The 14285-nt window shown below is 43.5% G+C and carries 13 protein-coding genes and 4 tRNA genes; 13 read left to right on the plus strand and 4 right to left on the minus strand.

The window, feature by feature from the left end:
• The first annotated feature begins 226 nt into the window (after window positions 1-226).
• From ppnP to B9T38_RS02040, 3 genes are all read left to right on the plus strand, one after another.
• The gene (ppnP, locus tag B9T38_RS02030; RefSeq protein WP_086195201.1) at window positions 227-550 is read left to right on the plus strand and encodes a pyrimidine/purine nucleoside phosphorylase; all 324 of its coding nucleotides are present in this window, start codon (window positions 227-229) and stop codon (window positions 548-550) included.
• Window positions 551-691: 141 nt separating this feature from the next.
• On the plus strand, window positions 692-1441 hold the full coding sequence (gene rlmB, locus B9T38_RS02035) for a 23S rRNA (guanosine(2251)-2'-O)-methyltransferase RlmB (RefSeq protein WP_086195202.1): 750 nt from the start codon (window positions 692-694) through the stop codon (window positions 1439-1441).
• Window positions 1442-1472: 31 nt separating this feature from the next.
• Window positions 1473-2390 carry a DMT family transporter gene (locus B9T38_RS02040; protein ID WP_086195203.1) on the plus strand — a complete coding sequence of 306 codons (918 nt, stop codon included), beginning with the start codon at window positions 1473-1475 and terminating at the stop codon, window positions 2388-2390.
• Window positions 2391-2409: 19 nt separating this feature from the next.
• On the opposite strand, the gene coaE is transcribed toward B9T38_RS02040, so the two are convergent.
• The 4 genes from coaE to pilB are packed head-to-tail and all read right to left on the minus strand — an operon-like array spanning window position 2410 to window position 6842.
• Complete coding sequence (coaE, locus tag B9T38_RS02045) at window positions 2410-3000, minus strand: dephospho-CoA kinase (RefSeq protein WP_086195204.1); 591 nt, start codon at window positions 2998-3000, stop codon at window positions 2410-2412.
• Between the two features lie 15 nt (window positions 3001-3015).
• Window positions 3016-3876 carry a prepilin peptidase gene (locus tag B9T38_RS17080; RefSeq protein ID WP_086195205.1) on the minus strand — a complete coding sequence of 287 codons (861 nt, stop codon included), beginning with the start codon at window positions 3874-3876 and terminating at the stop codon, window positions 3016-3018.
• Window positions 3876-5102, minus strand: coding sequence for a type II secretion system F family protein (locus tag B9T38_RS02055; protein ID WP_086195206.1), 1227 nt, complete (start codon window positions 5100-5102; stop codon window positions 3876-3878). The genes B9T38_RS17080 and B9T38_RS02055 overlap by 1 nt, the downstream gene beginning before the upstream one ends.
• Before the next feature lie 27 nt (window positions 5103-5129).
• Window positions 5130-6842: a type IV-A pilus assembly ATPase PilB gene (gene pilB / locus B9T38_RS02060; protein WP_086195207.1), complete on the minus strand. Its 1713-nt coding sequence runs from the start codon at window positions 6840-6842 to the stop codon at window positions 5130-5132.
• 280 nt (window positions 6843-7122) lie between these two features.
• On the opposite strand from pilB, the gene tpiA reads away from it, so the two are divergent.
• The 10 genes from tpiA to B9T38_RS02110 all read left to right on the plus strand — a co-directional run bounded on the left by tpiA (window position 7123) and on the right by B9T38_RS02110 (window position 14220).
• Window positions 7123-7914, plus strand: a complete 792-nt coding sequence (gene tpiA / locus B9T38_RS02065; protein ID WP_086195208.1) for a triose-phosphate isomerase — start codon at window positions 7123-7125, stop codon at window positions 7912-7914.
• A gap of 13 nt (window positions 7915-7927) precedes the next feature.
• Entirely contained in the window at window positions 7928-8257 is a 330-nt protein-coding gene (gene secG, locus B9T38_RS02070; protein ID WP_086195209.1) for a preprotein translocase subunit SecG, read from the plus strand.
• Window positions 8258-8310: 53 nt separating this feature from the next.
• Window positions 8311-8395: transfer RNA gene (locus B9T38_RS02075), tRNA-Leu, on the plus strand.
• Window positions 8396-8441: 46 nt separating this feature from the next.
• Window positions 8442-8518 (plus strand) — tRNA-Met (locus tag B9T38_RS02080).
• 72 nt (window positions 8519-8590) lie between these two features.
• A tRNA-Met gene (locus tag B9T38_RS02085) sits at window positions 8591-8667 on the plus strand.
• Window positions 8668-8759: 92 nt separating this feature from the next.
• A tRNA-Met gene (locus tag B9T38_RS02090) sits at window positions 8760-8836 on the plus strand.
• Between the two features lie 211 nt (window positions 8837-9047).
• Window positions 9048-9572 carry a ribosome maturation factor RimP gene (gene rimP, locus B9T38_RS02095; RefSeq protein WP_086195210.1) on the plus strand — a complete coding sequence of 175 codons (525 nt, stop codon included), beginning with the start codon at window positions 9048-9050 and terminating at the stop codon, window positions 9570-9572.
• A 40-nt stretch (window positions 9573-9612) separates the two neighbouring features.
• Window positions 9613-11097 carry a transcription termination factor NusA gene (nusA, locus tag B9T38_RS02100; protein WP_086195211.1) on the plus strand — a complete coding sequence of 495 codons (1485 nt, stop codon included), beginning with the start codon at window positions 9613-9615 and terminating at the stop codon, window positions 11095-11097.
• A gap of 10 nt (window positions 11098-11107) precedes the next feature.
• Window positions 11108-13813 (plus strand): translation initiation factor IF-2, encoded by a 2706-nt coding sequence (gene infB, locus B9T38_RS02105; protein WP_086195212.1) that lies wholly within the window; start codon window positions 11108-11110, stop codon window positions 13811-13813.
• Window positions 13813-14220: a ribosome-binding factor A gene (locus B9T38_RS02110; RefSeq protein WP_086195213.1), complete on the plus strand. Its 408-nt coding sequence runs from the start codon at window positions 13813-13815 to the stop codon at window positions 14218-14220. Before infB ends, B9T38_RS02110 begins: the two co-directional genes overlap by 1 nt.
• Window positions 14221-14285: the final 65 nt, after the last annotated feature.

Here is a 14285-nt window from a genome sequence, read left to right on the forward strand (position 1 = left end):
CACCTTTGGTTGGGAAGAAATTGGCAATAATTTGAGCTTAGCATTTCATTTATGCAGAAGTTCGTGCATCACTCTCCAGCTTTTCTTTGAAGTTTATAGAAAAAATATTTGTAAAAATTTGAAAAATATTGATTTGACTGGAAGAAACAATGATTGATTAGTTTAATACTCGGCTTTAAACTAGCTCGGGCAAAAATTATAAATGCGCATTATCTGGAGAATACGCATGTCAAATCAGTTTGATCACGTTTCGGTTGTCAAAAAGTCGAATGTTTATTTCGATGGGTTGTGTATCAGTCATACCGTACAGTTTGAAGATGGCACCAAAAAGACCTTAGGGGTAATTTTGCCAACAGAACAGGCTTTGACCTTTCAAACACATGTACCTGAACGTATGGAAATTATTTCAGGTGAATGTCGTGTCCAAATTGGTGACAAAACTGAAAGTGAACTGTTCCGTGCCGGTCAGTCTTTCTATGTACCAGGCAATAGCCGTTTTAAAATCGAGACTGATGAAGTGCTCGATTATGTCTGTCATTTCGAAGGTTAAGCATTCGTCCCGGATAAGACAAAGAAATTTTAACCTGAATCGGTTAAACTAGATTCAAGCATCAATCCTGTAAAGCCTGCTTTGCAGGATTTTTCTTTTTGTATAATTACCCATAGTCACCATAGATTTTAGAGGCCGTTCATGGCAAAACCAGAATATTATTATGGCGTTCACTCAGTGGAGTCATTATTAGAACTCGAGCCTGAGCGCGTACTGACTTTATTTACCTTGAAAGGCCGTGATGACCAGCGTTTGAAAAACGTCTTGGCTCTGGCTGAACCTTTTGGTATTAGCGTGCAACAAGCCAGCCGTGACAAACTGGAAAAACTGGCAGGCCAACCTTTTCATCAGGGTGTAGTTGCGGCAGTGCGTCCGCATCCGGTATTGAATGAACAGGATCTGGATGCCGTGCTGAAGCAAAATCCTCAAGCGCTTTTGCTGGCACTGGACCAGGTCACCGATCCGCATAATTTGGGCGCATGTATCCGTACAGCTGCTGCCATGGGGGTTGAAGCCGTAGTGGTTTCGCGTGACCGTTCTGCAAGCCTAACGCCAACTGCGCGTAAGGTTGCTGCCGGTGGCGCAGAAAAAGTGAAGTTTATTCAGGTGACCAATCTGGCGCGTACTTTGGGCCATATCAAAGATGAATTTAATGTACGTGTAGTTGGAACCATGCTGGATGAAAAAGCCTTACCGATTGATCAATTTGATTTTACCGGTACGGCAGTGTGTGTCGTGATGGGGGCTGAAGATACAGGTCTGCGTCCAATTACCCAGTCACAATGTGATCAGAAGGTCTATATTCCAATGGCAGGGAACTTGCAAAGCTTAAATGTCAGTGTGGCGACGGGGATGGCACTGTATGAAGCCTGTCGTCAACGTAACCTGTAATTTTTTCTTTGCTATTTAAAAGTTGTTTGCTATGTCTCCCCGGTCTCAAGGTTATCTTTATGTCGCCATTACCATGTGTATTTGGGGTGGATTTACCATTACTTCTCGCCTGAATGCCCAGTGGGGAATTAGTGCTTGGGATATTACCGCCTTACGTTTTGCCTTGGCATTTTGTATTCTCATGCCCATTTTACTCTATAAAAAAGACACCGCTTTTTTATGGAAAAAAGAACCTTTTATTCTGGCAATGATCGGTGGGGTAGCGTATTGTCTGACCTCTTATAGTGCCTTTCATTATGTACCAGCAGCGCATGCAGCCATTTTCCTGAATGGCTGTATTCCGCTGTGTACAGCTTTAGCTGGATTGGTATTATTTAAACAGCCTTTAGATAAACACATCCGGATTAGTTTGGTGATTATGCTGAGTGCGATCACTGCAATGAGCTTCTTGATGTATCAGGAAACCGGTGTGGCCTTTGGTTTTGGTGACATGCTATTTTTCTTGAGTGCGATCTGGTGGGGTGTATTCACCGTATTGTTACGCCAATGGAAACTTTCTGCCTGGCATTCTATGGCAGGCGTTGCCATCTGGTCGGCGATTATCTATGTACCGATTTATCTGCTGTTTTTACCGAAAAATTTAACGGCACCTGAACCTGTGCATTTAATGGTACAGGTGATTTTTCACGGTATCTTTGTGGTCATTGTGGCAACACTGACTTATGTAGAAGCGATTAAGCGTTTGGGTGCATTCAAGACCGGAAGTATCGTGACTTTGGCCCCGTTTATGGCGGCCATTCTGGCTGTACCGCTATTGGGTGAACCATTAAGTCTGGCCATTATTTGTGGCTTGATCGGGATGGCGATTGGTGCATTACAGCCATGGCGCTGGATAGGTCATCAAGACAGTTTGCAGCAGCAACTTGATCAACAAAAAAAGCAGTCCTAATCGACTGTTTTTTTTAATTTCAGCGTTTCAAATAAGCTTCATGCAGCGGTCTTAAATGGCTGTATAAATGGTCAAGATGACCGTCATTCAGCACAATATCATCAGCCAAACGACGCTTTTGTTCACGTGGCATCTGGGACTGAATAATTTTTTCAATTTGTTCAATGGACTGGTGATCACGCATAGCAGCCCGCTGAATCTGCAAATCAATCGATGCATCAATCAGCAGGGTATGATCAGTCAGTTCATGTTGGTTGGTTTCAAACAGCAGGGGAGAGACCAATATTACATAAGGGCTGGTCGCAGCCTGCAGCTGTTGAATAATAGACTCTCGAATTGCAGGATGGGTAATACTTTCCAGCGTTTTACGTGCTTTAGGATATTTGAAAATATGTTCGCGTAAAGCCCGACGATTCAGCTCGCCATTGTCTAATAGAACCCAATCGCCAAAAGTCGTATGAATCTGTTGTAAGGCTGGCTGTCCTTTGGCTACTATCTCGCGCGCGACAATATCGGCATCGACCACAGTAATGCCCTGGGTTTCAAACCAGTTGCTGGCGGCCGATTTTCCACTGCCAATCCCTCCAGTTAAACCCAAGATAAAAGTCATATATATCCCTAAAAATTATTGTCCTAAATAGATTTTCATAATCTGCTCACCCCAAATAAAAGCAATCCATCCGGCAATGGCAATATAAGGACCAAATGCAAAAGGCTGGTTCTCTTTGCGTACTTTCAGCAGAATAATGCCAATCACGGCACCTACGAAAGAAGAAAGCAATACGATCAATGGGAGCATCAATGGCCCCATCCAGGCACCTAAGGCAGCCAGAAGTTTAAAGTCGCCATAGCCCATACCTTCTTTACCTGTAATCATCTTAAACAGATAATAGACAATCCACAAACACAGGAAACCAATAATATAGCCCCAGATGGCAGAGGTTGGACTGGTATAGATACTATAGCTATTGATTCCCAAACCTAAGGCGGCCAGAGTTAAGGTATAGCGGTCTGGGAGAAGCTGGGTATCAAAATCAATAAAGGTGAGTGCGATCAGTACCCAGGTGAGGATCAGGCCAAACAGCATCTGCAGGGTAGGGCCGAATACTGCCACAATAATCAGGGAACATGCTGCAGTTAACAATTCAATGAGCGGATAGCGAATACTGATCGGATTTTTGCAAGAACCGCATTTGCCCCGTAAAAACAGCCAGCTGATGACAGGAATATTCTGATACCAGCGAATGGGCGTTTGGCATTTCGGACAGGTAGAATCTGGCTTGCTGAGGGTGATTTTTGTTTCGTCAATAATGACCTGTTCAGAATGCAGCAATATTTGACAATCCTGCCGCCACTCTTGCTCCATCATTTTCGGCGTTCGATAAATCACGACATTGAGAAAACTGCCGATACAGAGACTAAAAAGCCCAACTGCAATATATAAAGCAGTTGGGTTGATCATAAAATAAGAAATGAAATCTTGCATTAAACCACAGAACCCATTTGGAAAATTGGAAGATACATGGCAATCACCAGACCACCAACCAGCACACCCAGCACGGCCATAATGAGGGGTTCCATCATGGAGGTTAAACCATCGACCGCATTGTCGACCTCATTTTCAAAGTGGGTGGCAACTTTATCCAGCATACTGTCGAGGGCACCCGATTCTTCACCAATCGCCACCATCTGTACAGCCATGGATGGAAATTTGTTGGTAACCCGCATGGCAAATTGTAGCTGTTGGCCTGTGGCTACATCATCACGGATTTTCATCACCGCTGCTTCATAAACACAATTGTTAGTTGCGCCTGCAGTGGATTCCAAGGCATCAATCAAGGGAACACCAGCAGCAAAGGTGGTTGCTAACGTACGACTATAACGGGCAATAATGGCTTTATAGACCAGGTCACCAAAAATAGGCGCTTTGAGGGCTGCTTTATCCAGAAAATCACGGAATTTTTTACTGCGTTTTTTTGCTTCAAGAAATCCGGCAATCATTGCACCAATGGCAATAATCAGAATAAACCAGTACTTTTGCATCCATTCCGACATATTTACCACCATTTTGGTAAAGGCAGGTAAATCGGCACCAAATGAACTAAAGAGGTCCTGGAACACAGGTACCACTTTAACCATCAAAATAATGGTCACGATCACGGCAACTACAATGACAGCTGCCGGATATTTCATGGCTTTTTTGATTTTTTGCTTTAAAAGTTCGCTTTTCTCTTTATAGATCGCGACACGATCTAGCATGGTTTCCAGCGCACCTGACTGTTCGCCAGATTCGACCAGTGAGCAAAATAAATTATCAAAATATTGAGGATATTTTTTAAGTGCACCAGCAAAGGTATTCCCGCCTTCAACTTCACCTTTAATACCAAGTACTACTTCACGCATCGCTGGGTTTTCCAAGCCTTCCGCAACAATTTCAAAGCTTTGCACAAGTGGTACACCGGCTTTCATCATGGTGGCCAGCTGGCGGGTAAAAATCGTGATATCCAAGGTGGACACTTTCTTTTTCATTAAACCTTCGAGAATATTTTTACGTTTTTCCCGAATATGTTTAATGGTGATCCCCTGCTTACGTAAAGTCACTTTAGCAAGTGCCATATTCCGCGCAGGAAGTTCCCCTTTAAGTTTTTCCCCTTTACGATCAACACCTTCATAACTGAAGACGGGCATCATCTGTGCTTTTTTGACAGCCATGCGCTTATCCTTATTTTAAATTTTCATTTATTCACTGGTTACACGATTGACTTCCTGAAGGGAAGTCACCCCCTGCATAACCTTAATTAATCCTGAACGGCGTAAATTATTAAACCCCGATTTTTCAGATGCTGCTGCAATTTCAAGTGCATTACCATCCTCCATAATGATTTTCGAAATTTCAGGGGTCACTTTCATGACCTCATAAATACCGACACGACCTTTATAACCTTCACGGCACTCGGAACAGCCTACCGGTTGATATACCTGAAAGTCTGGATGTTTCAAATCTTCTTCGGTAAAGCCCATTTCCAGCAGGCTGGGTCCAGGAATCTCTGCCGGAATTTTACACTGAGGACATAGACGACGTGCTAAACGTTGTGCAATCACTAGGTTGACAGAAGTTGCAATGTTAAAGGAAGGAACACCCATATTGCGTAAACGGGTTAAGGTTTCTGGTGCACTGTTGGTGTGCAGGGTCGACATCACCATATGACCGGTCTGGGCCGCTTTTACGGCAATTTCAGCTGTTTCCAGATCTCGAATCTCACCGACCATGACAATATCTGGATCTTGACGTAAAAATGATTTAAGCGCAGCAGAGAAGGTTAAACCGACTTTAGCATTAACATTGACCTGATTAATCCCTTCCAGGTTAATTTCTACCGGGTCTTCAGCTGTGGAAATATTGGTATCTTCACGATTCAAAATATTCAAACCCGTATAGAGAGATACGGTTTTACCGGAACCTGTCGGACCTGTAATCAGTAGCATGCCTTGAGGTTTTTCCAGCGCTTGCATAAACAGTTCTTTTTGCTCTGGTTCATAGCCCAATGCATCAATACCCAGCATGGCACTGGATGGATCCAGAATACGCAGGACCAGTTTTTCCCCAAATAGGGTAGGTAATGAGTTAACACGGAAGTCGATGGCTTTGGTTTTTGAAAGCTTAAGTTTAATCCGGCCATCCTGAGGTAAGCGTTTTTCAGAAATATCCATCTGCGACATGACTTTTAAACGTGAGGCTAAACGTGTGGACAGCTGTAACGGCGGATTGGCAATTTGACGCAGCACGCCATCAATACGATAACGCACCCGATATGACTTTTCATACGGTTCGAAATGTAAATCCGAAGCACCCATACGAATGGCATCAATTAACAGTTTATTGATGTACTTAACGATGGGAGCTTCATCCCCTTGAGGACCATCATCTTCATCTTCTTTTTGACTTAAATCATCTTGCTCTAGATTTAGATCGATATCTTCATCAGAAAACTCAAAACTGTCCGCCTGGGTAAAGTTTTGTTCAATCAGCTGGTGTAATTTCTGGTGCTCTACAATAATCGCTTCGATATTCATCTTACTGCTGAAGCGGATCGCATCCATGGCTTCTATATTGGTGGGATTACTGGTTGCGACGTAGAGTAAATTCCCGCGTTTAAAAATGGGCAGAATACAATGTTTGCTAATGATCTTTTCATCCAGCCCTTCTCGGATAATTTGAGCAGAGTCATAGGCACTCAAATCAAAAAGAGGTTCTCCAAATTCTTGAGAAATTTTTTCTGCAATAGCCAAGGAGGAAATTTTCAATTGATCAATTAAAAAAGGCACAATATCTTGATTGGCTTTTTTTGCATTCAATATTGCACTCTGCATATTTTCGGCAGAAACTAAGCCATCTTCGACTAAACATCGAATAAAACCCGTAAATCTTGGTGAACCTTGTAATGCTGCCATGCTCTAATATGCCTGCTTAATCAATTTGTTTATAATTGGTATCATTGAATTATACTTTTGTTATATAAAAATACCATATCTTAAAATGTTGTCATCTACTTAATATCAGATAAAACTTTGAACCAGTCGTATTACAGGGTGAAGTTTTTCTTGAGCGTAAAAAAGGGGATTGCAAAAAAATAAGAATCGCATAAAAAAGCCATGTGAAAATTTTCTGAAAAATCTTGAATTCCGTGTAGAATGTGCGCGGTTTAATGAATTGTTTTTAATAGGTTACTGTATGTCGGGTTCGGCTATTACTCCTTGGGTTGTCGGCAATTGGAAAATGAACCCAATGCAGGCAGATGCAAAAGCGTTGCTGCAAGATTTTAAAAAATTATTGCAAAATAATGAAATTAAAGAACAAGATTGTTATTTGGGTATTGCACCGACCATGCTGGCTTTGAGTAGTGTTCAGACAGAATTGGCAAGTTCAGTGCGCTCTATTTATACTGTTGCACAGGATGTTTCCCGTATTGCAGGTACAGGAGCATATACCGGTGAAGTGAGTGCCGAACTGCTCAAAGATCAGCAAATTGGTTTTGTATTGATTGGTCATTCAGAACGTCGTGAGATTTTTGCTGAAACTGCCCAAATTTTGAATGAAAAAGTTAAAAATGCTTTAAATGCAGGATTAACCATTATTTATTGCGTAGGTGAAAGTCTAGAGCAGCGTGAAAATGGTCAGGCCGAGCAGGTGGTGTTGCAACAAATTTGTGATATTGCCACAGTTGTTCAGGCTGAACAGTGGAAAAATATAGTGGTGGCTTATGAACCCATTTGGGCAATTGGTACGGGTAAAACAGCTTCACCTGAAGACGCACAGGCAATGCATGCCAAAATCCGTGCAGGTTTAACCCAAATTACCCCTTTGGGTACAGGCATGGCAATTTTATATGGTGGTAGTGTTAAGCCGGAAAATGCAGTAGAGTTGGCAGCCTGTCCAGACATTAATGGTGCGCTGGTTGGTGGTGCATCTTTAAATGCAGAGTCTTTTTATAAAATTGCCCAGGCTTTTGCAAATACAAAATAATTAGGAGTTCAGCATGCATGCATTTGTGCTGGTAGTACATATTATCTTAGCCATTTTAATGATTGTATTGATTCTGGTACAACATGGTAAGGGTGCCGATGCGGGTGCATCATTTGGTGGTGGTGGAGCAGCAACCGTCTTTGGTGCTTCAGGTTCGGCTAATTTTTTAACACGTTTAACGGCAATTTTAACAGCCTTGTTTTTTGTCACCAGCCTAAGTTTAGCGGTGTTTGCTAAAAAGCAAACTACTGATGCCTATAGCTTAAAATCGGTACAAACGACTGCTCCGGCACAAAGCCAATCGACTGAAACTTCACCAGTTGCACCAAAAACTAGCGAATAAATATATTTAGTTCTTTCTTTTTGGGTCTGATCCGACTAGAATGCGTCACAGCTGCGGTGGTGGTGGAATTGGTAGACACGCTACCTTGAGGTGGTAGTGCCTTCGGGCGTGGGGGTTCAAGTCCCCCCTTCCGCACCAACTTATAATCCAGAGCATAAGTTGGTGTAAGCAGCAAATCTGTTGATGCGGGATGGAGCAGTCTGGTAGCTCGTCGGGCTCATAACCCGAAGGTCGTTGGTTCAAATCCAGCTCCCGCTACCAATCTTATTTTAGATGCAAACTAAAATAAGCACTTTGATAATTTAAGGTGAGATTAATTTTTTGTAATGTTGTTGCGGGATGGAGCAGTCTGGTAGCTCGTCGGGCTCATAACCCGAAGGTCGTTGGTTCAAATCCAGCTCCCGCTACCACTATTTGATTAGGGTGCAACTTAATCAAGCAATCACTGAACAGTTTTTGATTGAAAATGATCAGCAGATTGTATATAATTTTTGCACGTTGATGCGGGATGGAGCAGTCTGGTAGCTCGTCGGGCTCATAACCCGAAGGTCGTTGGTTCAAATCCAGCTCCCGCTACCAAGTTTCTAAAAGGCTCACAAAAAGGTGGGCCTTTTTGCACAGTGGACTTTGGTTTTTCTGTGTAAATAGGGGCGATTACGCCCTTTTTTATTGGCTATCGTGTAGTGTCCGACATTTATTGGTCAAATCGTCATGTTTCACTACTAATATAGTTGAGTTAGTCTGAACCGGTCACCGCGACCATTGAATCGCACCATAATGACGAGAGTAAATGAAGCTATCAAATAAAACTCAAGCACTCCAAGACCTAATCGCTCCTGCAGTGCAAGCATGCAATGTCGATCTTTGGGGAATTGAATTTCTTCCTCAGGGTAAACGTTCTTTATTGCGTATCTATATCGATAAAGCAGATGAAAATAACGAACAACCTGTCATGAATGAAGATGGCGAGCTTGAACAGGGTCGAGGTATAGGCGTACAAGACTGCGTTCGCGTAACACAGCAAGTGGGTGCTATGCTTGATGTACATGATCCAATTTCTGGTGAGTATTCACTTGAAGTTTCTTCTCCGGGTTGGGACCGTCCATTTTTCCAGCTTGAACAGATGGCTGGTTATATCGGACAAACCGTTGCGCTGCGTCTGATCAGTGCTGTAGATAACCGTCGTAAATTTCAAGCCAAACTGATTGCTGTTGATCTTGAAAATGAACTTATTCAAGTGGAAGTTGAAAAGCAACAAATCCTTGAAATTGATAGTCATAATATCGACAAAGCAAATTTGATTTACCAAGATTAATTTATCCAAATAAATAAGAATCTGAACGAATAGGTGACTTATGGCACGTGAAATTCTTACCGTAGTAGAAACGGTTAGTAACGAAAAAGGTGTACCTCGTGAAGCGATCTTTGAAGCGCTAGAACAAGCGCTTGTTGCTGCGACTAAAAAGAAATTTTATGAAGGCACAAACTCGGAAGAAGCACGTTTACGTGTGGAAATCGATCGTAAAACAGGTGATTACCGTACTTTCCGTCAATGGGAAGTGGTGGCTGATGAAGATCACGAAATGCCGGCATGTCAGGATGCAATTTCGGATGTGGATCCTGCCAAATGGTCTATTGGTGACATTCGTGAACTCGAAGTGGAATCGATCGACTTCGGCCGAATTGCTGCGCAAATTGCCAAACAGGTGATTGTGCAAAAAATTCGTGAAGCTGAACGTGCTCTGGTTGCTGATGCCTATGAATCTAAAGTCGGTGAACTCATCTACGGTGAAGTGAAAAAGCAAACCAAAGATGGCTTTATTATTGACTTGGGTGACAATGCGGAAGCTTATCTTGCCCGTGAAGAGATGATTCCTAAAGAAATTCTTCGTCCGAAGCAACGTGTAAACGCGATTTTATATAGCGTGAACCGTGAAGGTCGCGGTGCACAACTGTTATTGTCACGTGCACGTCCTGAAATGCTGATTGCATTGATGAAAAAAGAAATTCCTGAAATTTCTGAAGAAATCATCGAAATTAAAGCAGCTGCACGCCAGCCGGGTGTTCGTGCTAAAATTGCTGTGAAAACCAACGATCACCGTATTGATCCTGTAGGTGCATGTATTGGTATGCGTGGTACACGTATCCAGGCTGTACAGTCAGAACTCAATGGTGAACGTATTGATGTGGTGGTGTGGTCTGATGATCCGGCACAGTACATTGCTAGTGCGCTAGAACCTGCAGATGTATCCAGTATTGTGATTGATGAAGATGTTCACAGTGCAGATATCATTTTTGCGGCGAGCGATCAGTTGGCACGTGCTATTGGTTCACAAGGTCAAAATGTCCGTTTAGCCTCTGAATTGACTGGCTACAAATTGGATATGATGCTCGAAGAGGAATTCTACGCACGTCAACAAAATGAAGCTCAACAATATCTCGACATGTTTGTCACCCGTCTGGATATTGAAGAAGACTTGGCAATGGCTTTGGTTGAAATGGGCTTTACTTCTTTGGAAGAAATTGCTTATGTTCCAGCTGAAACATTTGATGAAATCGAACTGGATGCTGAAACAGTTGAATTATTGCAAAGCCGTGCGAAGGAAATTACCTTGGCTGATGCATTGAAACAACAAGAAAACATTCAAGAACCAAGTGCTGAACTTGTGGCAATGCAAGGGATGACACAGGAAATCGCATATGCCCTTGCGGCTCGCGGTGTGGTGACTGTAGATGATTTAGCTGACCAAGCCACTGACGATATTGAAGATATTGAAGGTTTAGGTACGGAAAAAGCGGGTCAACTTATTATGAAAGCGCGCGAATCATGGTTTAACTAGGAGGAAATATATGACGGACAAGTCGATTAAAGAGTTGGCTCTCAGCGTGGATCGCCCCGTTGAGAAGCTCCTAGAGCAGGTTCGTGACGCAGGTTTACCCCAACGTAAAGCTGAAGATATTATTTCCACTGAACAACAAAATACCCTCGTTAACCATTTGAAGAAAGTTCATGGTCAGGACGATGGGAATGCAGGAAAAATCACGTTGAAACGTAAAACAACCAGTACTGCTAAAGTGGCCAGTACATCAGGTAAGGCGAAAACAATTAATGTAGAAGTTCGTAAGAAGCATACATTTGTTAAGCCAGATCCGGAACAGATTAAAGCTGAAGCTTTAGCGAAGGCACAAGCCGAACAGAATTCGCGTGAAGTTGAGCAAAAGCCAGCAGCGAAAGCTGAAGAACCTAAGCAACAACCTGAATCTAAAGCAAAACAGGCTTTAGAAGCAATGCGTGCAGCAGCGAAGCAAGAAACTGCGAAGCAAGAAGTACCAAAAGCAGCGGTTGTGGTAAAACGCAAGTCAAACAACAAGCCGATTGTAAAACAGCCGGTTAAAGTGACTGAAACACCAGAACAGAAGAAAGCACGTGAAGCACAAGCTGCACAGTTAAAAGCAGTTGAAGAAGCAGCACGTCGTAAATCGGCTGAAGAAGCACAACAACGTACGCTTGAACAAATGCGTCAAATGGCTTCCAAGTATTCTTCTGAAGATGCCACGGCAACAATTCGTGTGATTGATGATTCTCCACTGGCTGCCGGTCTGGTTGGTCAGGCGTATGAAGATTCTTTTGCGAAAGAAGACCGTGAAATTAAACGTGGTGGCAATACCACCAATGCGCGTGCACCGAAAAAAGGTGGCCGTCGTGGCGAAGAGCAATCTTTCCGTGATAACTCGCATAAACGCGGTTTAAAATCAAGTCAGGCGAACAAGCATGGCTTTGAAAAACCAGTTAAAAAACAAATTTATGATGTTGAAATCGGCTCAACCATCATCGTAGCTGACTTAGCTGCGAAAATGGCAGTGAAGGTGCGTGAAGTTATCAAGGCACTCATGAAAATGGGTGAATTGGTTACTCAGAATCAGGCGATTGATCAAGAGATTGCAGCGCTTGTGGTGGAAGAAATGGGTCATAACCCAGTTCTAGTTTCTGATACTCAGGCTGAAGACAACTTGCTTGAAGCAGCTGAAGAAGCACGTGGTGCTCAAACGACTCGTGCTCCTGTCGTAACCATCATGGGCCACGTTGACCATGGTAAAACATCGCTGCTTGACCGTATCCGTCGTACCAAAGTGGCTGCAGGCGAAGCGGGTGGTATTACCCAGCATATCGGTGCTTATCACGTTAAAACGGATAAAGGCATTATCACTTTCTTGGATACCCCGGGACACGCAGCGTTTACCGCAATGCGTTCACGTGGTGCGAAAGCGACTGATATCGTGGTGCTGGTTGTTGCAGCGGATGATGGTGTAATGCCACAAACTGCGGAAGCGATTGACCATGCACGTGCTGCTGGTACGCCAATCATTGTTGCAATTAACAAGATGGATAAAGAGTCTGCCGATCCTGACCGTGTATTGAATGAATTGACCACGAAACAGATCGTACCTGAACAATGGGGCGGTGATGTACCTGTTGCCATGGTTTCAGCACACTCAGGTCAAGGTATTGATGAACTTCTAGACCTGATTTCAATTCAAGCAGAATTGCTAGAGTTGAAAGCATCTGAAGAAGGTGCTGCTCAAGGTGTGGTCATTGAAGCACGTGTAGACAACAGCCGTGGTGCGGTAACGTCTATCTTGGTTCAAAACGGTACATTGAATGTAGGTGATCTTGTCCTTGCAGGTTCATCTTACGGTCGCGTTCGTGCGATGGTGGATGAAAATGGTCAACGTATCAAATCTGCGGGTCCATCAATTCCTGTAGAGATCTTGGGTCTTCCGGAAGCACCAATGGCCGGTGACGAAGTTCTTGTTGTGAATGACGAGAAAAAAGCACGTGAAGTTGCCGATGCGCGTATGGATCGTGAACGTCAAAAACGTCTTGAACGTCAATCTGCAATGCGTCTTGAGAACATAATGGCATCGATGGGCAAGAAAGATGTGCCTATCGTGAACGTTGTACTCAAAACTGACGTGCGCGGTACTTTGGAAGCATTACACGTGGCACTTGCCGAACTGGCAACTGATGAAGTGAAAGTACGTATTATTGGTTCAGGTGTCGGTGCAATCACTGAGTCTGACGTAACGCTGGCTGAATCTTCTGAAGCGGTATTGCTTGGCTTTAACGTTCGTGCCGACAATACTGCGCGTCAAAAAGCCGATGAAGACGGTATCGACATTCGTTACTACAGCATCATCTATCAATTGATTGATGACGTGAAAGCAGCAATGAGCGGTAAACTTGCTCCTGAACACCGTGAAACAATTCTGGGTGTGGCTGAAGTGCGTGAAGTGTTCCACTCAAGCAAATTCGGTGCGGCTGCAGGTTGTATGGTACTTGAAGGTGTATTGCACCGTAATAAACCAATCCGTATTCTTCGTGATGACGTGGTGGTGTTCCAAGGTGAGCTTGAATCTCTTCGTCGCTATAAAGAAGTGGTGGAAGAAGTTCGTGCCGGTATGGAATGTGGTCTTGCAGTGAAAGGCTATAAAGACATCAAAGCACAAGACAAGATCGAAGTGTATGATGTTCAATTGATTAAACGGAGTCTTTAATGGCGGGTAGTCAACGTCTGAAGCGTATGGCCGATTCAGTTCAGCGCGAGTTGTCTGAACTGATTCGCCAAGAGCTGAAAGATCCACGCCTGGGTGGTCTGGTGACCATCTCTGCGGTGAAAGTTAGCCCAGATTTAGGATATGCCGAAGTTTATGTGACCGTGATGGGGCGTGAGCTGGGCGATGAGCAAAGTGAAGCGGCAAACAAGGAAACGTTAGATGTCTTGAATAAGGCATCCGGTTTCCTGCGTCACGAACTCAGTCGTCGTATCAAGACACGTATAACGCCTCGCTTGCGTTTCCATTACGACAAAACCAACGCGTATGGCAACTATATGTTTGGTCTGATTGCAGAAGCAGTGAAGGATTTACCTCCAGCTGATGATGCAAAAAAAGATGATGAATAATCGCTAAAAAGAAAAGCCACCTTCGGGTGGCTTTTTTGTGGCTGAAAATTCTGCTCAGAAGAATA

This window comes from Acinetobacter sp. ANC 4218 (genome assembly GCF_002135245.1).
Classification (GTDB): Bacteria; Pseudomonadota; Gammaproteobacteria; order Pseudomonadales; family Moraxellaceae; genus Acinetobacter.